This window comes from Martinezella multihospitum, from assembly GCF_900094585.1.
Taxonomy (GTDB): domain Bacteria; phylum Pseudomonadota; class Alphaproteobacteria; order Rhizobiales; family Rhizobiaceae; genus Rhizobium; species Rhizobium multihospitium.
Genome location: NZ_FMAG01000002.1, coordinates 439,410 through 461,896, shown reverse-complemented (window position 1 = coordinate 461,896; position 22,487 = coordinate 439,410). Strand labels below are relative to the sequence as shown.

At 60.8% G+C, this 22,487-nt stretch carries 23 protein-coding genes; 8 read left to right on the top strand and 15 right to left on the bottom strand.

The window, feature by feature from the left end:
* Positions 1–88: 88 nt before the first annotated feature.
* Positions 89–1,018: a DUF1499 domain-containing protein gene (locus tag GA0061103_RS09065; RefSeq protein ID WP_092709859.1), complete on the bottom strand. Its 930-nt coding sequence runs from the start codon at positions 1,016–1,018 to the stop codon at positions 89–91.
* A 345-nt stretch (positions 1,019–1,363) separates the two neighbouring features.
* Here GA0061103_RS09065 and GA0061103_RS09060 point away from each other — a divergent pair, with 345 nt between their 5' ends.
* Complete coding sequence (locus tag GA0061103_RS09060; RefSeq protein ID WP_092711204.1) at positions 1,364–1,780, top strand: hypothetical protein; 417 nt, start codon at positions 1,364–1,366, stop codon at positions 1,778–1,780.
* A gap of 91 nt (positions 1,781–1,871) precedes the next feature.
* Positions 1,872–2,153: a hypothetical protein gene (locus GA0061103_RS09055; protein WP_092709856.1), complete on the top strand. Its 282-nt coding sequence runs from the start codon at positions 1,872–1,874 to the stop codon at positions 2,151–2,153.
* 24 nt (positions 2,154–2,177) lie between these two features.
* Here the strand turns inward: GA0061103_RS09055 and ppdK are convergent, their stop codons facing one another.
* From ppdK to GA0061103_RS09020, 7 genes are all read right to left on the bottom strand, one after another.
* Entirely contained in the window at positions 2,178–4,844 is a 2,667-nt protein-coding gene (gene ppdK, locus GA0061103_RS09050; RefSeq protein ID WP_092709853.1) for a pyruvate, phosphate dikinase, read from the bottom strand.
* Positions 4,845–5,003: 159 nt separating this feature from the next.
* Positions 5,004–6,329, bottom strand: a complete 1,326-nt coding sequence (locus GA0061103_RS09045; RefSeq protein ID WP_092709850.1) for a hemolysin family protein — start codon at positions 6,327–6,329, stop codon at positions 5,004–5,006.
* Positions 6,330–6,454: 125 nt separating this feature from the next.
* A complete protein-coding gene (locus GA0061103_RS09040; RefSeq protein ID WP_092709847.1) occupies positions 6,455–9,916 on the bottom strand; it encodes a chromosome segregation SMC family protein in 3,462 nt (1,153 codons plus the stop codon).
* Positions 9,917–10,096: 180 nt separating this feature from the next.
* Positions 10,097–10,786, bottom strand: a complete 690-nt coding sequence (locus tag GA0061103_RS09035; protein WP_092709844.1) for a DsbA family protein — start codon at positions 10,784–10,786, stop codon at positions 10,097–10,099.
* A 184-nt stretch (positions 10,787–10,970) separates the two neighbouring features.
* Positions 10,971–11,243, bottom strand: a complete 273-nt coding sequence (locus GA0061103_RS09030; RefSeq protein ID WP_092709841.1) for a type II toxin-antitoxin system RelE family toxin — start codon at positions 11,241–11,243, stop codon at positions 10,971–10,973.
* Positions 11,227–11,451, bottom strand: coding sequence for a type II toxin-antitoxin system RelB family antitoxin (gene relB / locus GA0061103_RS09025; RefSeq protein ID WP_069613789.1), 225 nt, complete (start codon positions 11,449–11,451; stop codon positions 11,227–11,229). Before relB ends, GA0061103_RS09030 begins: the two co-directional genes overlap by 17 nt.
* A gap of 83 nt (positions 11,452–11,534) precedes the next feature.
* Positions 11,535–12,029: a DUF721 domain-containing protein gene (locus GA0061103_RS09020; RefSeq protein ID WP_092711202.1), complete on the bottom strand. Its 495-nt coding sequence runs from the start codon at positions 12,027–12,029 to the stop codon at positions 11,535–11,537.
* 95 nt (positions 12,030–12,124) lie between these two features.
* Between GA0061103_RS09020 and mutY the strand changes: the two genes are divergently transcribed.
* The 3 genes from mutY to GA0061103_RS09005 are packed head-to-tail and all read left to right on the top strand — an operon-like array spanning position 12,125 to position 14,221.
* The gene (mutY, locus tag GA0061103_RS09015) at positions 12,125–13,240 is read left to right on the top strand and encodes an A/G-specific adenine glycosylase (protein WP_092709840.1); all 1,116 of its coding nucleotides are present in this window, start codon (positions 12,125–12,127) and stop codon (positions 13,238–13,240) included.
* Positions 13,237–13,851 (top strand): HAD family hydrolase, encoded by a 615-nt coding sequence (locus GA0061103_RS09010; RefSeq protein ID WP_092709837.1) that lies wholly within the window; start codon positions 13,237–13,239, stop codon positions 13,849–13,851. The genes mutY and GA0061103_RS09010 overlap by 4 nt, the downstream gene beginning before the upstream one ends.
* Positions 13,852–13,855: 4 nt before the next feature.
* Positions 13,856–14,221, top strand: coding sequence for a nuclear transport factor 2 family protein (locus GA0061103_RS09005; RefSeq protein WP_092709834.1), 366 nt, complete (start codon positions 13,856–13,858; stop codon positions 14,219–14,221).
* Between the two features lie 174 nt (positions 14,222–14,395).
* Here GA0061103_RS09005 and GA0061103_RS09000 read toward each other — a convergent pair whose 3' ends face one another.
* The 3 genes from GA0061103_RS09000 to GA0061103_RS08990 form a co-directional block, all read right to left on the bottom strand.
* Positions 14,396–15,526 carry a site-specific DNA-methyltransferase gene (locus tag GA0061103_RS09000; RefSeq protein WP_092709831.1) on the bottom strand — a complete coding sequence of 377 codons (1,131 nt, stop codon included), beginning with the start codon at positions 15,524–15,526 and terminating at the stop codon, positions 14,396–14,398.
* Positions 15,527–15,683: 157 nt separating this feature from the next.
* Complete coding sequence (locus GA0061103_RS08995; protein ID WP_092709828.1) at positions 15,684–16,031, bottom strand: antibiotic biosynthesis monooxygenase family protein; 348 nt, start codon at positions 16,029–16,031, stop codon at positions 15,684–15,686.
* A complete protein-coding gene (locus tag GA0061103_RS08990) occupies positions 16,028–16,357 on the bottom strand; it encodes an NIPSNAP family protein (protein WP_092709825.1) in 330 nt (109 codons plus the stop codon). Before GA0061103_RS08990 ends, GA0061103_RS08995 begins: the two co-directional genes overlap by 4 nt.
* Before the next feature lie 72 nt (positions 16,358–16,429).
* On the opposite strand from GA0061103_RS08990, the gene GA0061103_RS08985 reads away from it, so the two are divergent.
* On the top strand, positions 16,430–17,155 hold the full coding sequence (locus GA0061103_RS08985; RefSeq protein WP_092709822.1) for an ArsR/SmtB family transcription factor: 726 nt from the start codon (positions 16,430–16,432) through the stop codon (positions 17,153–17,155).
* On the opposite strand, the gene GA0061103_RS08980 is transcribed toward GA0061103_RS08985, so the two are convergent.
* The 3 genes from GA0061103_RS08980 to GA0061103_RS08970 form a co-directional block, all read right to left on the bottom strand.
* Positions 17,152–17,577: a DUF1284 domain-containing protein gene (locus GA0061103_RS08980; protein WP_092709819.1), complete on the bottom strand. Its 426-nt coding sequence runs from the start codon at positions 17,575–17,577 to the stop codon at positions 17,152–17,154. The two genes, GA0061103_RS08985 and GA0061103_RS08980, sit on opposite strands and share 4 nt — an antisense overlap.
* Positions 17,574–18,164, bottom strand: a complete 591-nt coding sequence (locus tag GA0061103_RS08975) for a biotin transporter BioY (RefSeq protein ID WP_075855509.1) — start codon at positions 18,162–18,164, stop codon at positions 17,574–17,576. The genes GA0061103_RS08980 and GA0061103_RS08975 overlap by 4 nt, the downstream gene beginning before the upstream one ends.
* Positions 18,165–18,427: 263 nt before the next feature.
* A complete protein-coding gene (locus GA0061103_RS08970; protein WP_092709817.1) occupies positions 18,428–19,096 on the bottom strand; it encodes a GntR family transcriptional regulator in 669 nt (222 codons plus the stop codon).
* A gap of 243 nt (positions 19,097–19,339) precedes the next feature.
* On the opposite strand from GA0061103_RS08970, the gene GA0061103_RS08960 reads away from it, so the two are divergent.
* Positions 19,340–20,032 carry an HAD family hydrolase gene (locus GA0061103_RS08960; RefSeq protein WP_092709811.1) on the top strand — a complete coding sequence of 231 codons (693 nt, stop codon included), beginning with the start codon at positions 19,340–19,342 and terminating at the stop codon, positions 20,030–20,032.
* Positions 20,033–20,143: 111 nt separating this feature from the next.
* Here GA0061103_RS08960 and GA0061103_RS08955 read toward each other — a convergent pair whose 3' ends face one another.
* Complete coding sequence (locus tag GA0061103_RS08955; RefSeq protein WP_092709808.1) at positions 20,144–20,764, bottom strand: hypothetical protein; 621 nt, start codon at positions 20,762–20,764, stop codon at positions 20,144–20,146.
* 313 nt (positions 20,765–21,077) lie between these two features.
* Between GA0061103_RS08955 and thrC the strand changes: the two genes are divergently transcribed.
* A complete protein-coding gene (gene thrC / locus GA0061103_RS08950; RefSeq protein ID WP_092709805.1) occupies positions 21,078–22,475 on the top strand; it encodes a threonine synthase in 1,398 nt (465 codons plus the stop codon).
* Positions 22,476–22,487 lie beyond the last annotated feature (12 nt).

Genomic DNA, 22,487 nt, shown 5'->3' with positions numbered 1-22,487 from the left:
GGGCGCAGTCTCCCCGCTGGGCGATTGCCTATAAAATGAAGCGGTTGCGGCAGATCCCCTTCTCCCCCGGGAGAAGGAGTGGCAAAACTCAGCTTCCGGCGATGCCGAGCAATTCCGCATCCAACGCCTTCAGATAGCCATCCGCCATATCAGCGCTCACTCCGAGATCATCCTGGCCATAGCGAGAGGCAACACGGATATCGACCAGGGTCGTTTCCGCCTCCTCGCGAATACGGATCAGTATGTCGCATGGCAGGCCAAAAATGCGAGTTCGCACTTCGCCCTGGAGAATGACGTCGGTATTCTGGCGGATGAGCTCTGCCACTCCGTCACGGAAGGGACGTGGCGTCGGCACGGGAACGATGGCCGGCACATCGCCGGCAGCGTCATCCTGGGCCGGATTGACGGTCTGCGGGCGTCCACGCCGCTTCGGCCTCACATTGCCGTTCGGATCGGCGACATCGGCGCCTTCGGCCTTGACGATGGTGATGTGATAATCATGCGCGACCTTGCGCACCGCCTCCAGAACACGGTCGGCAGCGCCCTCGTAGCGGCGGCTGATCAAAGCGGGATAGGCATCGAACTGCGCCTCGCGTTCCTGCTGTGTCACCAGATGGCGCGGCGGTAGCCACAGCTGCCGCGCATCAGGTGTTGCCAGCCATTCCGGCGGATCGTTGAGATCGGTCGAAATCTCGTAAATATGCGGCCGGGTCCAGTAGCGCTCTGCACCGAAGCCGAAAATGGCAAGTGGCAGGGCGGCATAGACGAGCGCCTTGACGGCGGAGACGCCACCGATCGCGGCACTCTGCCAAAGCTGAGCAAGGCCGACCAGCGCAAGCAGCACCGCCAGGATGGCGCAGCCAGCGGAAATCAAGAGCAGCAGCACAAAATAAGGCGTTTCCAGCGGCGCAAAGCGGTGGCCGATCAGCGTCACTCCGCAGAGCACCAGTGCAAACGAAGCGATCAGACGCGCGGCGCGGGCGGCATGTGAAACGGGACGGTCGAAGCGAATGGTCATCAAGGGCTCGTCGGCGCGTCGGATCGGAAGCCGGATGCACCGAATCCCAGAATACGATTTATGTTTAGATCAAGAAACGACGAAAATAAATCGAATGTCACGGCACCAACACGCAATGTTCTCTCAACGCTCAAACCAGTAACGCCTAAAGCGCGTCGCGATCTCTGAGATTCGCTCCCCGCGCTTCAGGCCCTCGTTTCTCCGCATGACGTTATCGCAAAACCGCTACGCACTTTTGCGCGCCATGCTTTAGACCAAAAACGTGAGCGCTTGCTTAAATTCCTAAAAAAGGCCATTCTTTAGCGTTTTATCGAGGCTTTGAAAGGACTTGATGAGATGGAACCGATGCTTTCTCAAGACGTCGCTGCCAAGGCACTGCCGGGCGCGGCGATTGCCGGAGCCGACACGGTCGACCCTATTCTGCCGTTGGAGCTCCTGGAGCTGGAGCTTTCGCTCGAAGGTTTTTCCGGTGGGGAACCGGGCTTTTGCGAGGCCGTGCGGCATGCCGCTTCGGCGGTGCACGGCGACTTCCTCTTCGATCTCCCTGCGGCGGGACTGATCTCCGATTGCCGCAGACTGGCCGTCATCCGGATTCCCGAGAGCGATGCGACGATGCGCACGCTCTTTGCCGCACTGGACGAAGACGGCGCGGAAATCCGTTTGCTGCAGCCGGATGAAGAGACCGAGCACCTGTTGCGGTTCGCCGATGCCTTCGTCGATCTCTTGCAGAGGCTGCCGGCCAAGCCCAAGGAAGCAGCGTAAGCTACCAGACCTGCGGCGGTAATACGCCTTTCGCGCCATCACGCGCGGCGCTATAATTCGTGCCTGCACACCTGCATCAGGACACCAAGTCATGCGTATCGCTGCTTCCGCCCTATCTCTTCTCGCTATTACGCTTGTGCTCTCCTCCTGCCAGACGGCCGAGGAAATACGCGCGGCCGACGAGGCCAGATGCAGCGGCTATGGTTTTAGGCCAGGCACCCAGAACTTCGCCAATTGCCTCATGAACCAGGACCTTAGCCGGCGCGCGGACCAGCGGGCTTTCATGGAAAGCAACGATGATTTCTTCTGGGGTCCGACCGTCGTCGTTGGTGGCCCGGGATATTACTATCATCGCGGCTACTGGCGCCGCTGACCGGCATATTTCAGTTTTAGAGAATCAGGCTCGCCCCTTGATCGCCGCCTGCGCTGCGGCAAGCCGCGCAATCGGCACGCGGAAGGGGGAACAGGACACATAGTCCAGCCCGATATCCTCGCAGAAATGGATCGAGGCGGGATCGCCGCCATGCTCGCCGCAGATCCCGAGCTTCATGTCATTGCGCGTGCGGCGGCCACGCTCCGACGCGATGCGGATGAGCTCGCCGACCCCGTCGAAATCGAGCGATATGAAAGGATCGTGCTCGATGATGCCCTTGCGCTGGTATGTCGGGATGAAGGCGGCTGCGTCATCGCGCGACATGCCGAACGTCGTCTGCGTCAGATCGTTCGTGCCGAAGGAGAAGAATTCGGCGGCCTCCGCGATGATATGGGCACGCAATGCGGCGCGCGGCAGCTCGATCATCGTGCCAACGAGATAGTCGATCTTCATCTTCGCTTCGGTCATCACGGCGCGCGCCACCTCGTCGATGCGGGCCTTGACGTAATCCAGCTCCGAGCGCAGGCCGACGAGCGGCACCATGATTTCAGGCACGACCGCCGCTCCCGTCTCGCGTGCGGCAAGGACAGCCGCCTCGAAGATCGCGCGGGCCTGCATCTCGACGATTTCCGGATAGGAAATCGCCAGACGACAGCCGCGATGGCCAAGCATGGGGTTGAACTCGTGCAGCGCATCGACCCGCTGGCGGAGTGCCGCAGGTTCCATGCCCATGATCCCGGCAACTTCGGCGATTTCCTCATCCGTCTTCGGCAGGAATTCGTGCAGCGGCGGATCGAGCAGGCGGATCGTCACCGGCAGGCCGTGCATGATGGTGAAGAGGCCGGTGAAATCGAGCCGCTGCATCGGCATGAGCTTGGCAAGGGCGGTACGGCGCCCCTCCTCGTCTTCGGCAAGGATCATCTCGCGCATCACATGGATGCGGTCGCCTTCGAAGAACATATGCTCTGTGCGGCAAAGGCCGATGCCCTCGGCGCCGAAGGAGCGGGCCGCACGCGCATCGGCGGGTGTGTCGGCGTTGGTGCGTACCGTCATGCGCCGGGAACGGTCGGCCCAGGCCATGATGCGCCCGAAATCCCCTGACAGCTCCGGCTGGATCATCGGCACCTCGCCCTTCAGCACCTGGCCGGCCGAACCGTCGATCGTGACGATGTCGCCCTTCTTCAAGGTGACGCCGATACCGATCAGCTTCTCGTTGCGCATGTCGATGCGCATGGTGCCGGCGCCGACGACGCAGGGAATGCCCATGCCGCGAGCGACCACGGCCGCGTGACTGGTCATCCCGCCGCGCGTGGTGAGGATCGCTTCGGCGGCGTGCATGCCGTGAATGTCTTCCGGGCTCGTCTCGATCCGCACGAGGATCGCCTTACGGCCTTCCTCCTCGGCAATGATCGCCTCTTCCGCGGTGAAGACAATCTCGCCGGTTGCAGCACCAGGCGATGCGGGCAGGCCGGAGCCGATAAGTTCGCGGCGGGCGCGCGGGTCGATCGTCGGATGCAGCAGCTGGTCCAGCGTCGACGGTTCGATGCGGGAGACAGCTTCGTCCTCGGTAATCAGGCCCTCGTCGACCATGTCGACGGCGATCTTCATTGCCGCCTTGGTGGTTCGCTTGGCGTTGCGGGTCTGCAGCATCCAGAGCTTGCCGCGCTCGATGGTGAATTCCAGATCCTGCACATCGCGGTAATGCGCTTCGAGCTGCGCACAGATGCCGCGAAACTCGGCAAAGGCTTCCGGCATCAATTTTTCCATCGACGGCTTGTCATAGCCGGAGGCGATGCGAGCGACTTCGGTGATGCTTTGCGGCGTGCGGATGCCGGCAACGACATCCTCGCCTTGCGCATTGACGAGGAATTCGCCGTAAAGCTCCTTCTCGCCGGTCGACGGATTGCGGGTGAAAGCAACGCCTGTCGCGGACGAATTGCCGAGATTGCCGAATACCATCGCCTGAATATTGACGGCAGTGCCCCAGGCCTCGGGAATATTGTGCAAATTGCGGTAGGTGACGGCGCGCGCATTCATCCAGCTTGCAAAGACGGCACCGACGGCACCCCAGAGCTGAACCTCCGGCTCCTGCGGGAAAGCTTCGCCCAACTCCTCCTCGATGACAGTCTTGTAGATCGAGACGACGTGCTGCCACTCGACCGCAGTCAGATCGGTGTCGAACTCATGACCGAACCGGGCCTTCTCATCTTCCAGGATCTCTTCGAAGACTTCGTTGTCGAGGCCCATGACGACATCGGCATACATCTGGATGAAACGGCGGTAGCTGTCCCAGGCAAATCGTGCGTCGCCGGCATCGTGGCCGAGCGCCTGCACAGTTGCGTCGTTGAGGCCGAGATTGAGGACAGTGTCCATCATGCCCGGCATCGAGGCGCGGCCGCCCGAACGCACGGAAACCAGCAGCGGCCGAGCGGTATCGCCGAACTTGCGCCCGGTGATGGCTTCCATCCGCTGCAGACCTCGCATGACCTGCGGCTTCAGCTCCTCGGGGATTTTCCGGCCATTCTTGTAATAGAAGGTGCAGACATCGCTGACGATCGTCAGGCCCGGCGGAACCGGCAGGCCGAGATTGCACATTTCGGCAAGATTTGCGCCCTTGCCGCCGAGGCGTTCAAAATCGCCGGCGCCCCCCTCGGCCTTACCGTCGCCGAATGTGTAGACCCAATTCGTCATCGTCTCCGTCCAACTCCTCCGGTTGAACTTAATTCACTGCAGCACAAATGAAAATCGACAAATATGGCAAAATGTTGCACTGCACAATAAATATGACCCGGCGGCTCCCGATTTCAATCAATTGATCGAAATCGGGCGCTTCCGGGTCGGACTTGACGGCTAAGCCTGCGGCTCGCGCTGGGCCAGGATTTTGTCGATGCGCATGCCGTCGAGATCGACGATCTCGAAATGCCAGCCGCCAAAGGAGAAGCTTTCGCCCACTTCGGGCAGATGGCCGAGCTGGTAAAGTGCAAAGCCCGCCAGCGTATGGAAATTGACGTCTTCCTCGCTGAAACGCAGGCCCAGCCGCGCGAAGGCGTCATAAACCGGCATCATGCCTTCCATCAGCAGCGAACCATCGGCGCGCTCGACGACATCGGGCGTGTCGTTGTCCATGTCAGGCAGGTCGCCGGCGATCGCTTCCAGGAGGTCGGTCTGCGTGACGATGCCTTCCAGGCTGCCATACTCATCGATGACCATGGCGAGGCGGACGGGCGCGCGCTTGAAGTTTTCAAGCACCTTGAACACGGCCGTGGACTCATGGACGACAAGCGGTTGGCGGATGACGGCCATCGGGTTCAGCGGCTCGCCGTTCAAGAGCTGGTCGAGCAAATCCTTCTTCAGGATCATGCCGATCGGCTCATCGATCGAGCCGCGACCCACAAGAAGCTGTTCGAAGCGGCTTTCTCGAATGGTCTTCTGTATTTCCTCCGGCGGGTCTTCGGCATCGATCCATTCGACCTCGAGCCGCGGCGTCATGATGTCGGAAACGTCGCGGTCGCCAATGTTGAAAACGCGCTCGACGAGTTCCTGTTGCGCCTGCTCCAGCAGCCCCGCCTCCTGGCTTTCCGCGATCAACAGCTTGATTTCGGAAGGTGAGTGCAACGAGCCTTCACCGGTGCCGGGACGCAGCCCGACAAGACGTAGGACCAGATTGCCAAGACCATTGAGCACAGTGATCGCCGGGCGCAGAAGGAAAAGAAACAGTCCGAGCGGACGGACGACGCCGAGCGCAGTGCCTTCGCTGCGCTGCAGGGCCAGGCTCTTCGGCGCGAGTTCGCCGAGGACGATATGAAGCGCGGTGATGATGATGAAGGAAATGGCGACGGCAATCGCATGCGAACCGGCCGCCGCCCATGCTCCGGGCAGGAAATCGAGCAGCGGTTCCAGAAGATGGGCAAGGGCCGGCTCGCCGACCCAGCCAAGTGCCAGGGATGAAATGGTGATGCCGAGCTGTGTGGCTGCCAGATTGGCGTCGAGATTGTCGACCGCCTTCTGCAACGCCTTGGCGTTCATCCGCCCTTCGGCAACAAGCTCTGTCACGCGGCTGCGTCGGACGGATACCAGAGAAAACTCCGCCGCAACGAAAAAGCCGTTGGCGGCGACGAGCAGCAATACGGCAAGTATTCCGAGGAAATCGAAAATACCGCCAGTCGAGTCAGACATACGTCCCTTCCGGGCGGATCAGCGCCCATGTTGTTGATTTAAAGACGACGCTAGCACGCTTTAGGGCTGTGCGGCAGACGACGGAGCAATTTCTTGTCGAAACGGGAACAGTTTTATCATCGCGCTCAAGCGATTTCGCGCAGCCGTTCGGCGGTCTGCAGATCGACGGAGACGAGTTGCGAGACGCCCTGCTCCGCCATGGTGACGCCGAAAAGGCGATCCATGCGGGCCATGGTGATGGGATTGTGGGTGATGACCACGAAGCGGGTCTCGGTGGAGGCCGCCATCTCGTCCATGAGATTGCAGTAGCGCTCGACATTGTGGTCGTCGAGCGGCGCGTCCACTTCGTCCAGAACGCAGATCGGTGCGGGATTGGTGAGGAACACCGCGAAGATCAGCGCCATGGCCGTCAACGCCTGCTCGCCGCCCGAAAGCAGCGTCATGGTCTGCGGCTTCTTGCCAGGCGGGCGGGCGAGAATTTCAAGGCCGGCTTCCAGCGGATCGTCCGACTCGATCAGCTGAAGCTCAGCAGTGCCGCCGCCGAAAAGATGGGTAAACAGCCGCTGGAACTGCGCGTTGACGATGTCGAAGGCAACGATCAGACGTTCGCGACCCTCGCGGTTGAGGCTCTGGATGGCGCCGCGCAGCTTCCGGATGGCGTCGATGACGTCATCGCGCTCCTTGATCAGCGCCTGCAGCCGCTCCGTCAGCTCCTTGCTTTCCTCCTCGGCGCGCAGGTTGACGGCACCGAGACGCTCGCGCTCGATCTTCAGCCGCTCCAGCTCGCGCTCGACCTCGCGGAGGTCAGGTACGTTTTGCGATACTGAAAGGCCGGTCAGGCGCATGGCCTCATGCGGTTCGACATTGAGGGACTGGCGGATGCGCAATTCGCTTTCCTGCCGGCGTTCACGAGCCGAGACCAGCCGCTCCTCGACGCGGCCGCGCTTTTCCCGGCTCTCAGCAAGTTCGGAGAGCGCCGTCGCCGCATGGCGATCGGCTTCGCGCTGGATGCCTTCAGCTTCGGCAAGGCGGTCTGCCGCTTGGCGGCGGGCATCCTCGGCCTTCTGCAGCTCGTTCATCAGGGCGCGGCGCTTGTCCTCGAATTCATCGGGTGCCAGATCGAGTTCGGCCGCCTCTTCGCGCGCTTCCTCTTCACGGTCGCGCAGCGTCTGAATATGCTCCTCGGCACTGGCCGCGCGCTGGCGCCAGGTGTCGCGCTCCTGCCGGATCGCCAGAATACGGCGCTGCCGCGCCTCGTTTTCGCGGTTCAGGCCCTCATGGCGGGCTCGGGCCTCGGCCAGCACGCCACGATCTGTCGCGACTTCGGCCTGCTGGTCGCGCAGCTTCAGATCGATGGCATCGAGGTTCGGCGCATCTTCCAGTTCGATGCGGACGTTCTCGTCCTGCATGACAACGTCTTCCAGCTGCTCCTGCAGCCGGCTGACGGCCTCGACAATCACGTCGCGGCGGCGGATGAGATCGCCGGAAGCGCGTTCCGCGGCAGCGAGCGCTTCGCGCGCTTCGGCCAGATGTCGGGCGGCAAGGCGGCTCGCGTCACGGGCGCCGGCCAAACGGCCCTCCTCGCCCCGGATCGCCTCGGCCGCAGCCGAAAGGCGCTCTTCAGCCTCGGCAAGCACATCGCGGGCAAGCTCTGCTTCGGCTTCCAGTTCGGAGAGCCGGTTCTTCTGGGCCAATCGCAGGGCAGCTGCACTTGGCGCGTCCGCCCCGGTCACATGGCCGTCCCAGCGAAAGACGGCGCCGTCTTTGGTCACAAGCCGCTGTCCCGGTTTTAGCTCCGGCATCAGCCGCAAAGCATCGTCTACCGAGACAATGCCGATCTGGCGGAGACGGCGCGTCAGCGCAGCCGGCGCACCGACATGGGTAATCAGTGGCGCGGCGCCTTCCGGCAGGGCCGGATCGTTGACACCGCTGCCATTGTCCGACCAGTAGACCGGCGCCTCGGAGTTGAGCGAGGATTCCAGGTCATCGCCAAGTGCTGCGCCGAGCGCAGTTTCGAAGCCGCGATCGACACGCAGCTCCTCGGCCACGGGCGAAAAGGCACCAGAGGTATCGCCCGCCGCCAGCATCTTCGAAATCGTCCGCGCCTCGGTTTCCAGCGCATTCAGACCCGCCCGCGCTTGTTCGACCGGGCCACGCGACAGCGCCTCGGTTTCACGCGCCTTGGCAATAACAGCTTCAACGCGCTGGATCTCGGCCTCCGCGTCCGCAACGACGTTTTCCGCCGCTTCGACCATGTCGCGCTTTTCGCTCGGGTCGGGCAGATCGGCCATCTTCTCGTCGATCGAGGCAAGCTCGCGGTTCGCTTCGTCGGCCTGGCGTTCCAGCCGCATCTTGCGGTCGGCCAGATCGCGAATGGCGCGCTCCAGCTGATTGCGGGCAGCTGCGGCTTCGGCGCGTTCCGCAGTCAGGGCAGTAAAAATCCGCTCGCTATCAGTGAGTTTGGTCGCCGCTTCTTCGAAAACGAAGCGCGTTTCCTCGGCAAGCCGACCTGAATCGGCAAGAATATCGGCGAGATCAGCTTCTTCGGCATCCAATTTGGCAAGGATGGCCGCATTGTCGGCAACAAGGCGCTGCTCACGGCTGATATCCTCTCCGAGCTGTGCCAGGCGACGGACCAATTCGTCCCGCCGCCGCAGGATACGATTGACATCCTCTTCCAGCTGATTGCGAGCAAATTGCAGCCGCTGCAGGGCGGCGGCGGCCTTCGCCTCTTCATCGCGCAGTTCCGGCAGCTTGAAGCTTGCAATGCCCTGCGCCTTTGCCGCCTCCATCTGGATCTGCGCCTTTTCGGCAACCAGCACGGTCGCCTGATTGAGCGCACTATCGGCCTCGGCTTCGGCTTCTTTCGCCTGCACCCAGCGAATATGCAGCAGCATGGCCTCACGGGCGCGGATATCGGCAGAGAGCATCTTGAAGCGGTTGGCCTGACGCGCCTGACGCTTCAAGCTCTCTATCTGGCTTTCGAGCTGCGACGTCACATCGTCAAGCCGCTCGAGATTGCCTTCGGCGGCGCGCAGGCGCAGCTCAGCTTCATGGCGGCGCGAGTGCAGGCCGGAAATGCCGGCTGCCTCTTCCAGCAACTGGCGCCGCGCCTGGGGCTTGGCCTGGATCAGCTCCCCGATGCGCCCCTGCCCGACCATGGAAGGCGAACGCGCCCCGGTGGAGGCATCGGCAAACAGCAGTTGCACATCCTTGGCGCGCGCTTCCTTGCCGTTGATGCGATAGACAGAGCCCTGTTCACGCTCAATACGGCGCGTGACCTGGATTTCGTCGCTGTCGTTGAAGGCGGCGGGTGCTGTGCGGTCGCTATTATCGAGGTAAAGGCCTACTTCCGCTGTATTTCGCGCCGGGCGATTCGCCGATCCGGAAAAGATCACGTCGTCCATGCCGGAGGCGCGCATGTTCTTGTAGGAATTCTCGCCCATCACCCAGCGCAGCGCTTCGACAAGATTGGATTTGCCGCAGCCGTTCGGTCCGACCACACCAGTCAGGCCGCGCTCGATGACAAATTCTCCCGGTTCCACGAAGGATTTGAAACCGACGAGTCTAAGCTTGTTGAACTTCATAGGCTGATCTCCACCCTCATCTTGAGGAGGAGGGTCGGAGCGACGGTACGGGGTGGAGTGATCATGCGTTCACCCCAGAAATCACCCCCACTCGCGCGTTCCGCGCGACTTCCCCCCTCAAGGGGGAGGTAAACAGGCGTGCGGCCCTGGCCGCCCGCCTGTGATCGAAAAAGGCGCGGATCAGAGCAGGCTGTCGATAAGCTTCGACATGGCAGCAACAGACATGTCCCCTGCATAGCGCTTGCCATTGATCAGGAAGGTCGGCGTTGCGTTGACACCGAAATCCTTGGCTGCGCGTTCCCGTACGGAATTGACATCATCCAGAAGCTTCTGGTTCGTCAAGCACTTCGTGAAGCTATCCTCAGTAAAACCAGCGAGTTTCGACATCTGGAGCAGTGCGGCGCGGCCGTCGACGTCAGGGGAAGCCCAGGCGATCTGCTGCTTGAACAGCATTTCGACCATCGGCATGTACTGTTCCTGAGGTGCGCAACGCGCGAGCATGAAGGCTGCAGCGGCACGCGGATCGAACGGGAATTCACGGATGATGAAGAGAACCTTGCCGGTGTCGACATACTTCTGCTTGATCGTGTCGAAGGTCTTGACCGCGAAATTCGCGCAGTGCGGGCAGGTCAGCGACATGTATTCGACAATCTTGACCGGCGCGTCCTGCTTGCCGAGTGCGATTTCCGGCAGTGGGCCGGGCTTCAGCACCTCGTTCATATCGACATTGCCGTCGGATGGCGGCACTTCGTCCTCGGCGGACGCGGCGGATGCGGTGTCGGCAAAGGTAGAGAACGCCACGGAAAGGGCCGCAACGGCAGAGCCGCCCAGCAGATGGCGTTTGGTCAAGAGCATGTCGGACATCGGCATAGAGTCACCCGTCGTTAAAAAAGGTCTTCGAATGTTTCATGCGATATAACGGCTGCTTGCCGCTAACAAGGCACGGTTGACCAACTTTCTTCAAAGAATTGTGACCTGGCAAAGACAAAGAGCCAAAATTGTCGCCGTAACCGCAACAAGACAATCAACTGTATCGAATACGGCATGGTCGGGATTATTTTCGATAGACTTCGCGCCTGTTCCCAATTCGAACGATCAGTATCCGCACGGCGCTATCTTCTATGTGCGCGATAATGCGATAATCCCCTACTCTATATTTCCAGAAATCACCGAGCTCCGAGCCCTTCAGCGCCTCTCCGATGGCACGTGGATCATCCAACTTGGCGACGCGGTCGTAAAGAAACTTCAAGATTCGGCGGGAAACCTCATGTCCGAGTTTATCCAGTTCGCGCTCGGCGGCTTGCTGAAACTCAATCCGCCACGCCATAACGCGCCATCAGTTCGGCCAGCGAAACGGTGTCACTCTCACCACGGCGAAGCTCTTCGAGACGCTTTTCCGCCAAATAGATATCCTCAAGATCATCAAGATGCTCGAGAATTGCTTCGCGCGCATAGAAACTCTTGCTGCGCCCCGTACGCTTGGCGAGCTCATCGAGCCTTGCTTCAATTTCCGGCGGAAGCCTCAGGGCCAACATCACATTCAACTCCGTTTGCTATACAAATATAGCAACTCGGGAACGATATCCAATCGGATTTCGAAATTCAGCTCCGCTATCTCCTAGCGCCGCTTCCAGGCCATGGCCGTTCCCAAACGCTGAACGGCGGCCCTGATCTTCTCATCCTCGATGCCTTCAATCATATCGGCCAGCTTGCGCGCCGCCTCACCCTTCAGCGGTGGCGGCGTGCGGGAGCGTTTGGATGCAATCGAAACCGGCTTCTGCACGATGCGGATCTGATTGACGGCATAGAAGCCGAAGAAACTGTTGATGCGCTGGATGAGTTCGCCCTGCGCATGAGTGAGAAAGAGTGCGCGGGCGCCCTCGCAGGCGATCGTCAAGACACCCGGCTGATAGCGGTCGTCCAAGCCCGGGCCGCTCCGCTTGGCCCAGGCGATCTTTTCCGGCCGCGTGCAATCGGCAAAGTCCTCACCGGCGATTTCGTCCCAGCAGCCGAGCAGCGTCGTATTGATGCCGGCACGCTTTGCCAGCACCGGATCAACGATACCGTTGGTCAGCTCGGATATCTGCTTCTCGCCTTTTCGGGGATAACTCATCGCAATAAGGTTCCGGCACACGCTTTGTACGTTCTGGACCTTGATCGCCCGACGCAGCTTGGCCAAGTATAGAGCACTTCCCCTCGGCGCGGCAAATCATGACGACGACTTTACAATCCCCCACGGCCGCATCGCTGCTTGACTGGTACGACCGCCACCATCGCGACCTGCCCTGGCGCGTCTCGCCACCGATGGCCGCGCGCGGCGTCAAGCCGGACCCCTATCGCATCTGGCTGTCGGAAGTGATGCTGCAGCAGACGACCGTGCCGGCGGTCAAATCCTATTTCGCGAAATTCCTGGAGCGCTGGCCGACGGTCGACGATCTCGCCGCAGCCACGAGTGAAGACGTCATGACGGCCTGGGCGGGGCTCGGCTACTACGCCCGCGCCCGCAACCTGAAGAAATGCGCCGAGGCGGTTGCGGCAGATCATGGCGGCCGCTTTCCCGATACCGAAGATGGTCTGCGGGCACTCCCCGGCATCGGCGATTACACATCCGCTACCGTTGCCGCCATCGCCTTCAATCGCCAGGCGGCCGTGATGGACGGCAATGTGGAGCGTGTCATTTCCCGCCTCTATGCGATTTCGACGCCTTTGCCCGGCGCCAAGCCGCAGATGAAACAGAAGGTGGCCGCGCTGACGCCCGCCGACCGGCCAGGCGATTTTGCCCAGGCGATGATGGATCTCGGCGCGACGATCTGTACGCCGAAGCGTCCGGTCTGCTCGCTCTGTCCCTTCAACGGCGCCTGTCAGGCGCTAGCCGGACATGACCCCGAGCGTTTTCCGGTCAAGGCCGCCAAGAAGGAGAAACCGGTGCGCCAAGGGGCGGCCTTCGTCGCCGTCAATGACGAAGGCGAAATCTTTCTGCGCCGTCGCATCGAAAGCGGCCTGCTTGGGGGGATGACGGAAGTACCGACGACCGGCTGGACGGCTCGTATCGATGGCGAGACCGGCATCGAGGCAGCCCCCTTCCCTGCCGACTGGCAGCCGGCGGGCATGGTGACGCATGTCTTTACGCATTTCGAGCTGCGGCTGTCGATCTGGCGCGCAAAGTCGGTTCTCGAGAAGAACAACCATGACGGATGGTGGGCGCCGGTTACAAATCTTGAAGAGCAGGCACTGCCAACAGTCATGAAAAAAGCGATCGCTCAGGCTATTCCCAATGCGTTCGCAAAAATGCCTTTAAAGCAAAAATCAGGAATTCATTCATGACGACGGAAATACGGCACATCGTTTTCGATATCGGCAAGGTTCTGCTTCACTACGATCCGAGCCTTCCTTACAGCCGCATCATTCCCGACGATGCCGAGCGCGAATGGTTCTTCACCAACGTCTGCACCAGCGACTGGAACATCGAGCAGGATCGCGGCCGCACCTGGGGCGATGCCGAGGCCCTGTTGATCGCCGAACATCCGGAGCGTGAAGAGCAGATCCGCGCCTTCCGCCAATATTGGCATGAGATGGTTCCGCACGCCTATGACGACAGCGTCGCCATTCTGGAACAGCTGATCGCGGAAGGCCGCGACGTCACCATGCTGACCAACTTCGCTTCCGACACGTTTCGCGAAGCGCAGGAGCGCTACCCCTTCCTCAAGAAGCCGCGCGGTGTGACGGTTTCCGGCGATATCGGGCTGATCAAGCCGGATGTCGCAATCTACGACACACACGCCAAGAGCTTTGGTCTCGATCCAGCCTCGACGATCTTCATCGACGATTCCTATCCGAACGTCGAAGGTGCGCGGGCTGCCGGCTGGCATGCAGTTCACTTCACCGGCGCCGCGAAGCTGCGCAGCGATCTCGCCGCCTATGACATAAAGGTTTGAGCCGATGATCTTCGACCCTGCAGAACGCATCGATCTGTTCCACGACGCGATCAACCGCCTTGATTACGAGGCGATCGAGAACTTCTTCGCAGAGAATGCCACCTACGTTTCCAACGGCGTCGGCAGCCTCGCCGGCCGTGCGGCGATCATGGAAGCCTTCCGCGGCTATTTCGACACCTATCCGGACCAGACCGCGTCGAATTCCCTGGTGGAAACGCTGACGCCGCTGTCTGGCCGCGCCGTCTGGTCGGTGCGCGCCACCAACAGCAAGACGGGCAAGCCGCTGATCCGTGAGGGTGAAGAGACGATTACATTTAACGAAGACGGCCGCGTCGTGCGGGTCGACGTTACGGACTATCAGGACTTCTGATAGCCGAAGCTGAAAACACCCTGGGCCTTACCGTAGATAATTCCGGTAAGGCCCAGGGTGTCTCGTCTTCTTCCCAACTGGAGGTACACGACGGAAGAAGACGGATATGTCGATCTGACAAGCGGCCGGCAGCCGTGGGGCGGCTTTGAAACCTGACCCGTTTAGCAGTTGAGACTACTCAACCTTCGCCAGATCGCTGCGGATGATGGCCCGGAGTTCGTCGATCGGACGCAGGGAACGCCCATCGTCGACATGCCAAAACATCCATCCGTTGCACGCATCAAGGCCCTGGACCTTCGCTCCAAGACGATGAATGGAACCCGCTTCGCCACCGGAAGCGACCGTGCCGTCGGCGCGCACGATGGCGCTATAGCGGCGCTTCGCATCCGTCAGCACCTGGCCGGGCTTGATGAGGCCGCTCTCGATCAGAACGTTGAACGCAACGCGCACTTCCGCCTTCTTGCCGGTCATGACGGTCAGCTCAGCCTTACCGAGAGGTTCGACGGCGGCGATGCGGGCGCTGGCCGCATCGATATAATCCTGCTCGCGCTCGATGCCGACGAAGTGGCGGCCGAGGCGCTTGGCAACGGCGCCCGTCGTGCCCGAACCGAAGAAGGGATCGAGAATGATGTCGCCGGGCTTGGACGAGGCCATGATGACGCGGGCAAGCAGCGCTTCCGGCTTCTGTGTCGGATGCACCTTCTTGCCGTCGTCGCCCTTCAGGCGCTCATTGCCGCTGCAGATCGGGAACAGCCAGTCGGAACGCATCTGCACGTCGTCATTGGCAGCCTTCATGGCGTCGTAGTTGAAGGTATAGCCCTTCGCCTTGGCGTTCGGGCTCGCCCAGATCATCGTCTCATGCGCGTTCTGGAAGCGGCGGCCCTTGAAGTTCGGCATCGGGTTGGTCTTGCGCCAGACGATGTCGTTCAAGATCCAGAAGTTCAGATCCTGCAAGGTAGCACCGACGCGGAAGATGTTGTGATAGGAGCCGATGACCCAGATCGTACCCGTCGGCTTCAGCACGCGGCGGCAGGCAAGCAGCCAGGCGCGGGTGAAGGCATCATAGGCTTCGAAGGAGGCAAATTGGTCCCACTCGTCATCGACGGCGTCGACCAGCGACTGATCCGGGCGATGCAGCGTGCCGCCAAGCTGGAGATTGTACGGCGGGTCGGCGAAGATGACATCGACGGATTGATTGGGCAGTGCCTCAAGAGCGGCCACGCAATCGCCCTTGATGATCGTGTCGATCCAGGACCCCGGAACGGCTGAAGTCCTGAGGTCGGCAAGCGGGAAAACTGACGCCATTTGATACTCGCTGTTACACTTACTCGGTGCTCTTAACTGAGTGTTATGGTTACCTAACTTGGTTACCAAAGGCTAAAGCGGCGTCATATTTTCTGCATTCCCGACGAAACCGCCGGGAATGCAGGCCTCGTCGATAGGCGCTATCGCATTGAAAGCCCTAGATGTCGTGTACTGTGTGGCTGTCGTCCGGCGCTTCTGCGCGTTCCGTCATGCCGTAATCGCGAAGCACTTGCGCGACGCGCAAACGATAGTCGGCAAAGACCGTCTTGCGCCCCGCTTTCTGGGCGGCGCGGTGGGCTTCGCGGTTTCGCCATTCGCGAACGGCCGCCTCGTCGCGCCAGAAGGACAGCGACAGGATCTTGCCCGGTTGGCTGAGGCTTTCGAAGCGTTCAATGGAGACGAAACCGTCGATCGTCTCCAGCTCGGAGCGCAGCCTTGCGGCGATGTCGAGATAGCGCTGGCGTTCATCGGGATGGGGAATGACTTCGAAAATAACTGCGATCACGGCGATACCCTCGGAGTATGCGGCAGGGAGACATTTTTCAGGAAAATGCGGTCTTCCTGCAAGATGAAGCGCTCGCGGCGAGCAAAATCGAGATTGGCCTTTGCCACCGGATCGGAGGCGAGGCTTCTGCGATAGTCTTCGTAGGCGGCGAGGTTCTCGATGTTGTAGATACCGTAGGCCGTCGTCAGGGAGCCCTCATGCGGGGCGAAATAGCCGATCAAATCGGCGCCGTTGCGCGGGATGACCTGGCCCCAGGCTTTGCCATATTCGGCGAAGGCTTCCTGCTTGAACGGGTCGATCTGATAGCGGATGAAACAGGTAATCATGGGCTTTCTCCTTTGCTGATGGCGCAGTTTTCGCACGTTGCAGGTCGGAGATGGTTCGGTTACGATCGAAGTATGAAAGAAGGTCCAGACATAGCACAGATCGGCTCGCTGATCGGCGATCCGGCGCGAGCCAACATATTGACGGCGCTGATGGGCGGCCGTGCCTTGACGGCAACCGAGCTGGCGGCTACGGCCGGCGTGACGCTGCAGACCGCAAGCGCCCATCTTTCCAAGCTCGAGGCAGGCGGCTTGCTGGCACAGCGCAAGCAGGGCCGCCATCGCTATTTCACGCTGGCAGACGATCGCGTCGGCAAGCTGCTTGAGGGCATCATGGGTTTTGCCGCAAGTCGCGGCCATCTGCGTCACCGCCCAGGCCCGAAGGAACCGGCGTTGCGCAAGGCGCGCATCTGCTACGATCATCTGGCCGGCGACTATGGTGTGCGCATGCTCGACAGCCTGATCGAGGCCGGGTCGATCTCCGCCGTGGGCGAAGGTCTGAGCCTGACGACCGAGGGCGAGAAGCATCTGGGATCGATCGGTATCGATGTTTCCGGGCTGCGTTCGAGCCGCCGCCCGCTTTGCCGATCCTGCCTGGACTGGAGCGAGCGGCGCGCGCATCTCGCCGGCAGCCTCGGCAAGGCGCTGCTTTCGAATTTCCTTGACAAGGGTTGGGCGCGGCGAACCGAAAGCAGCCGTTCGATCTTCTTCACGCCCGAAGGCGAGCGCCGCTTTCTGACGCTCTTTCCACTTGAGTTAAGCGATGGCGCGTCGCAGCCAGAGCTAGATGATCAACCTTAGGCTGCCTTGATCAGGACATCGCTGAAATTGCTTGCAGCAATGCGGCTGCAGAGCTTACCCCATTCGCAGCCGATGCAGGCGTGACGGATTTCACCGCTAGCGAAATTCCGGCGGAGCTTGGAAAGCAGCCTGGCATCCGGCACTAATGTGCTTCCAGGGCCGATCTCCTCGCCCAGCAAGGCCGCGATATCGGCAACGGCAGCCGCATCCCGCTCGATGACCGAAGCCTTGAAGCAATGCGGCTCCTCCCCGCTGAGGAGTGGCGCGCAGATGTCGTCGGGACCGGAGACCAGTTTGATCTCCTCCCCTTCCGACAGCCGCTCAGCGATGCGGCGATAATTGTCAGTGAAGGCTGAGGTATAGCCTTCACCGACGAAGGTCAGCATGCAGAGCAGATGGTGGGCGCGAAGCCTGACGGTCAATTCAGACGCGCCTTGCCGCTATAGACCTGGATGGTCTTCAGCACCGCAGCTGCAAGTGCCGACTTGAGCACAGCGCCGAGGATGAAAGGCGCCACGCCAAGCAGCCAGCCTTTTTCCGCACCGATCAGCGCCGCGAGCCATGCACCGCCGATTGCAAGGCAAAGAATGTTGGCCGAGAGATGCGCAAGGAAGCTACGCACGACACGGTTGCCGCTCCAACCCCGCTCGGCAAGCCAGCCGACGAGGGCGGCGATAATCGGGAAGGATGCGAGATAACCCGCCGTCGGACCCATGAAGGGCGCAACGCCGCCTGCCCCGCCGGCGAGCACCGGAAACCCGATCGCAGCTTCGCCGAGCCAGGCGAGAACAGTGACCGCACCGAGACGCCAGCCATAGAGCGCACCGATCATGGTGATCGCGAATGTCTGCATGGTGATCGGCACCGGCACCATCGGTACCGCGATTTGCGATGCCAAAGCCAGGATCAGCGTTCCGGCGAGAACGAACACAGCCTTGGTAACAAGCGAACGCTGCCCGAGGCGAAGCGGATCGAAAGCGACTTCATCATGATGCTGCAACAGGGACATAGGCTCTCCTTTCAAATTATAGATAATTTTTGAGTCTCATCTATTTTATGAGAGAGATCGCGAAATCAGGCAAGTGGCAAGCGCTCAATATTTCGACCAAGCGCCAAATCATATTGAAAAATAAGGGTAATAAATCCAAGAAAGTGCGACGAACTGCGGCTCGTCGCCGATTGAGATGCGGCGGCGACAAAGCGAAGAAGCTCCTCGCGGAGCACAATCTGTGGGAAGTGCTCCGCCATGCATCTCAAAATTATCTATAATTTTTAGCCGACGATTGCGAAGGCGTCGCGTGTCGATCCCGAAGGCGTGCGTACCGGCGCGCGGCCGATCCACTGCACATGCTTTTGCAGGATTACAGCCGCCTCGTCGGGCCGCCCTTGGCGGAGCGCGGCCAGAATGGCGCGGTGATCGTGGTCCGTGCGCTTTTCCCAGCCGGATTGCCAGGCGGAGAAGAGGAAGCGGGCGCTCGCCGCATGCAGGTCATCGATCGCGGCAAGAAGACGCGCCATGCCGCAAGGCGCCAGGATCAGGCGGTGGAAGCGGCGATTGGCCTCCTCCCAGGCGTGGACATCACCGGCTGCATCGCCGTCGCGCGTCGCTTGTTCGGCCTCGTCCAGAATGGCTGAAGTCAGATGCGGGGCCGCATGCTTGAGTGCAAGGCCTTCGAGGGCTGCGCGCATTTCCGCGACCTCGCGGACTTCCTTGAGATCGAAGGAGGCGACACGGACGCCACGGCGCGGCAGGCTGATCGCCAGTCCCTGCGCTTCCAGCCGCCGGAACGCTTCGCGTACGGGCACATGGCTGGTGCCGAACTCCTCGGCGATGTGATCCTGCCGCAGGCGGGCATCGGGTGCGATCTCGCCGCGGATGATGCGGTCGGCAAGCACCCGGCTGATGCGGCTGGCAATGGTGTCGTCGCGCTCCTTGGCCATGGCCGATCCTTAAAGGCGGGCCTATCTGATGTCGAGGCCCGATGTCGAGCGACAAGCAACAGTCATCACCTCTTTTACGCATTTCGACCTTTTCGCCAACTGCAGCGCAGCCATGCCCGCCAATTGGTTGAGCTTTGTCGACATATCGTGTAAAGCCCGGCGGTCATTTTTCAGAGCATGTCCCGAAACACCGAAAGTTTCCTGGAGCATGCCGCACCCAGCCACATCAAAGGCAGACATTTCATGAGCAATGGCTTCGACCTCATCATCTTCGACTGCGACGGCGTTCTGGTCGATTCGGAAATCATCGCGGCGCGGGTGGAATCGAAGCTGCTGACCGATGCGGGTTATCCGATCAGCGTCGAAGAAATGGGCGAGCGCTTTTCCGGCATGACCTGGCACAACATCCTGTTCGAAGTCGAGCGCGAGGCGAGCATCCCGCTCTCCGCATCGCTGCTCGACAAATCGGAGAAGCTGCTCGATCTGAAGCTTGCCAATGATGTCCAGGCCATTCCTGGTGTTCCGCTGGCGCTGTCGCGACTGCCGATGCCACGCTGCATCTGTTCGAACTCCAGCTCTGCTCGCCTCGAGATGATGCTGACGAAGGTCGGCTACTTCAAGCTGTTCGCTCCGAATATCTTTTCCGCCAAGGATCTCGGCGCCGACCGGGTAAAGCCCAAGCCGGATATCTTCCTGCACGGCGCCAAGCAGATGAATGTCAGCCCGGCCAATACGATCGTCGTCGAAGATTCGGTTCATGGCGTTCAGGCGGCGCGGGCGGCCGGCATTCGCGTCATCGGCTTCACCGGCGCATCGCACAGCTATCCTTCGCACGCCGACCGGCTGACGGATGCGGGTGCAGAGACCGTCATCAGCCGCATGGCCGACCTGCCCGGCGTCGTCATGGCACTCGCCGAATGGGATGGCGTCTTCTAGGACGGATTGAAACACAGACCAAAAGAAAAGGCCCCGCCAATCGGCGGGGCCTTTTCTTTTCAGCTCATCGCAGACGCCTGCGCCGCTTGGGCATAGACCGCAATCAAAAGCTTAGTGACGCTTCTTGCGTACCGGCTTCGCACCCTTCACAGGCTTCTGCGGGCCTTGATCGAAGCCGATCTGGACGATGGTAAAGCCGCCCGAACCGCCAGCAACCTGAATATCGTCGTCGGTGAAGAGGAACTGCGCCGTGGTTTCGCCCGGCGGAATCTCCGCAGTATACATGATGGTCTTGCTATAGAGCGCGTTGTCATTGTCCATCACGGCAACATGGATCGGCAGGGTCACCTTGCCGGCGCTGCCCATCGGCCCTGCAACAAGGCGCCCTTGTGCCACGACATGGATGCCGAGGCTGGTGCCGTCGGACGTGCACTGACGCGTCGCCTGAGCCAGCGAAGCCTGATAGATCAGCTGGTTCGCATCATCCTTGGCGCCCTTGGCGTAGGTGCGATAGACCGAATCCTCGTCGCGGATGACAGCCTGTGGGCATTTACCGGCGACATAGGTCTGACCGCCCGTGGGCGCGGCAGTCGTGGTTCCGGTTTGCGGCGCAACGGTTACATCCGTTGCCGGCTGTTTTTCACTGTTGCCGCCAATACCGAGGGTGCTGCAACCCGTCAGCAATGCCAGAAGCGAAGCGGAGAAAAGACGACGCGAAACCTTGCCAAACACTATAATTCCACCCTCTCCATATATTTCATGTAATCGGCCTGCAGCCTGTCAAACGGGCCTTTTATGACACTTGGCGATGGTCTATACCAGCGACGCAGCGAAAAATCGATTGGGTAGACACCGTTTTGGCTCACTTTTCGAGATCGACAGATTGGTACAAACAGACAACGCCGGGCGCTGATCCCACGCGCCTTGCGCAAACACGAAAACCACGCGGCTGATCCGGCGCAAAAAGACAGGCCGCCGCCGCTTCGTTCCTCTACCCTCTCAATCGATCACTCAGGCAATTTTGCGACCAAAGGAATTCTAGACCGTGGACTACATTTCAACGCGGGGAGAAGCCCCTGCCCTTGGCTTCTGTGACGCTCTTCTGGCCGGCCTTGCTCGTGATGGCGGGCTCTATGTTCCCCGTGAATGGCCTGTCCTGACGAAGAAGGAAATCCGCGGCTTTCGCGGCAAGAGCTATCAGGATGTCGCCTTCGCCGTGCTTTCGCCCTTCACCAATGGCGAAATCCCGGCGGATGTCTTCCGCGGCATGATCGACGATGCCTACGCCACGTTCCGGCATCCGGCGGTGGCGCCGCTCGTCCAGACCGGACCGAACAGCTTCGTCATGGAGCTCTTCCACGGCACGACGCTCGCCTTCAAGGATGTCGCCATGCAGCTGCTTGCGCGGCTGATGGATTATGCGCTGGAAAAGCGCGGTCAACGGGCGACCATCGTCGGCGCGACCTCGGGCGATACCGGCGGCGCGGCGATCGACGCCTTTGCCGGCCGCGAGCGCACCGATATCTTCATTCTGTTCCCGCATGAGAAGGTCTCGCCGGTGCAGCAGCGGCAGATGACCACCTCGACGGCGGCAAACGTCCATGCGCTGGCGATCAAGGGCAATTTCGACGATTGCCAGAACCTCGTCAAAGCCATGTTCAACGACGCCGCTTTCCGCGACAGGGTCAAGCTTTCCGGCGTCAATTCCATCAACTGGGCGCGAATCATGGCGCAGGTGGTCTACTACTTCACCACTGCTGTCGCCCTTGGCGGCCCGGACCGAAAGATTTCCTTCACTGTGCCAACGGGCAATTTCGGCGATATTTTCGCCGGCTATGTCGCCAAGCGGATGGGCCTGCCGATCGAACGGCTGGTCATCGCCACCAACGAGAACGATATCCTCGCGCGCATGCTGAAGACCGGCCGCTATGAAATGCGCTCGGTCAAAGCCACCACGTCGCCGTCGATGGATATTCAGATCTCCTCCAATTTCGAGCGCCTGCTGTTCGAGGCCAATGGTCGAGACGCCTCCAAGGTGCGCGCCGCCATGGAAAGCCTGAAGCAGTCGAACGGATTTTCGATCAGCGAAGAGGCCCTGAAGCTCATCAAGAAGGACTTCCGCGCCGGCCGCGCCAGCGAGAAGCAGGTGGCCGACACGATCCGCAAAACCCTTGCCGATACGGGCTATCTGCTCGATCCGCATACGGCGATCGGCGTCTTCATTGCGGGAAAGAACGAGCGTCCGACGAGCCCGATGGTGACGCTTGCCACCGCGCACCCGGCAAAATTCCCCGCCGCAGTAAAATCCGCATCCGGTATTGACCCGGCGCTTCCGACGTGGCTTGCTGGTCTGATGACCAGGGAGGAGCGTTTCGACATTCTCGATCCGGAACTTAAAGCCGTTGAAAGCTTTATCGGCAAGCATACCCGGACCGGCGAATAACAGACGCGGAAA

Excerpts from the sequence above, each read along its gene's own strand:
- GA0061103_RS08960 (WP_092709811.1), top strand. The coding sequence starts at position 19,340 with ATGAGCAATGGCTTCGACCTCATCATCTTCGACTGCGACGGCGTTCTG.
- GA0061103_RS09020 (WP_092711202.1), bottom strand. The coding sequence starts at position 12,029 with ATGAGTTATCCCCGAAAAGGCGAGAAGCAGATATCCGAGCTGACCAAC.
- GA0061103_RS09055 (WP_092709856.1), top strand. The coding sequence starts at position 1,872 with ATGCGTATCGCTGCTTCCGCCCTATCTCTTCTCGCTATTACGCTTGTG.
- GA0061103_RS09010 (WP_092709837.1), top strand. The coding sequence starts at position 13,237 with ATGACGACGGAAATACGGCACATCGTTTTCGATATCGGCAAGGTTCTG.
- GA0061103_RS09060 (WP_092711204.1), top strand. The coding sequence starts at position 1,364 with ATGCTTTCTCAAGACGTCGCTGCCAAGGCACTGCCGGGCGCGGCGATT.
- GA0061103_RS08970 (WP_092709817.1), bottom strand. The coding sequence starts at position 19,096 with ATGGCCAAGGAGCGCGACGACACCATTGCCAGCCGCATCAGCCGGGTG.
- GA0061103_RS09005 (WP_092709834.1), top strand. The coding sequence starts at position 13,856 with ATGATCTTCGACCCTGCAGAACGCATCGATCTGTTCCACGACGCGATC.
- relB (WP_069613789.1), bottom strand. The coding sequence starts at position 11,451 with ATGTTGGCCCTGAGGCTTCCGCCGGAAATTGAAGCAAGGCTCGATGAG.
- GA0061103_RS09040 (WP_092709847.1), bottom strand. The coding sequence starts at position 9,916 with ATGAAGTTCAACAAGCTTAGACTCGTCGGTTTCAAATCCTTCGTGGAA.
- GA0061103_RS09065 (WP_092709859.1), bottom strand. The coding sequence starts at position 1,018 with ATGACCATTCGCTTCGACCGTCCCGTTTCACATGCCGCCCGCGCCGCG.
- GA0061103_RS09035 (WP_092709844.1), bottom strand. The coding sequence starts at position 10,786 with ATGCCGATGTCCGACATGCTCTTGACCAAACGCCATCTGCTGGGCGGC.
- ppdK (WP_092709853.1), bottom strand. The coding sequence starts at position 4,844 with ATGACGAATTGGGTCTACACATTCGGCGACGGTAAGGCCGAGGGGGGC.
- GA0061103_RS09045 (WP_092709850.1), bottom strand. The coding sequence starts at position 6,329 with ATGTCTGACTCGACTGGCGGTATTTTCGATTTCCTCGGAATACTTGCC.
- GA0061103_RS08985 (WP_092709822.1), top strand. The coding sequence starts at position 16,430 with ATGAAAGAAGGTCCAGACATAGCACAGATCGGCTCGCTGATCGGCGAT.
- GA0061103_RS08990 (WP_092709825.1), bottom strand. The coding sequence starts at position 16,357 with ATGATTACCTGTTTCATCCGCTATCAGATCGACCCGTTCAAGCAGGAA.
- GA0061103_RS09000 (WP_092709831.1), bottom strand. The coding sequence starts at position 15,526 with ATGGCGTCAGTTTTCCCGCTTGCCGACCTCAGGACTTCAGCCGTTCCG.
- GA0061103_RS09030 (WP_092709841.1), bottom strand. The coding sequence starts at position 11,243 with ATGGCGTGGCGGATTGAGTTTCAGCAAGCCGCCGAGCGCGAACTGGAT.
- GA0061103_RS08975 (WP_075855509.1), bottom strand. The coding sequence starts at position 18,164 with ATGTCCCTGTTGCAGCATCATGATGAAGTCGCTTTCGATCCGCTTCGC.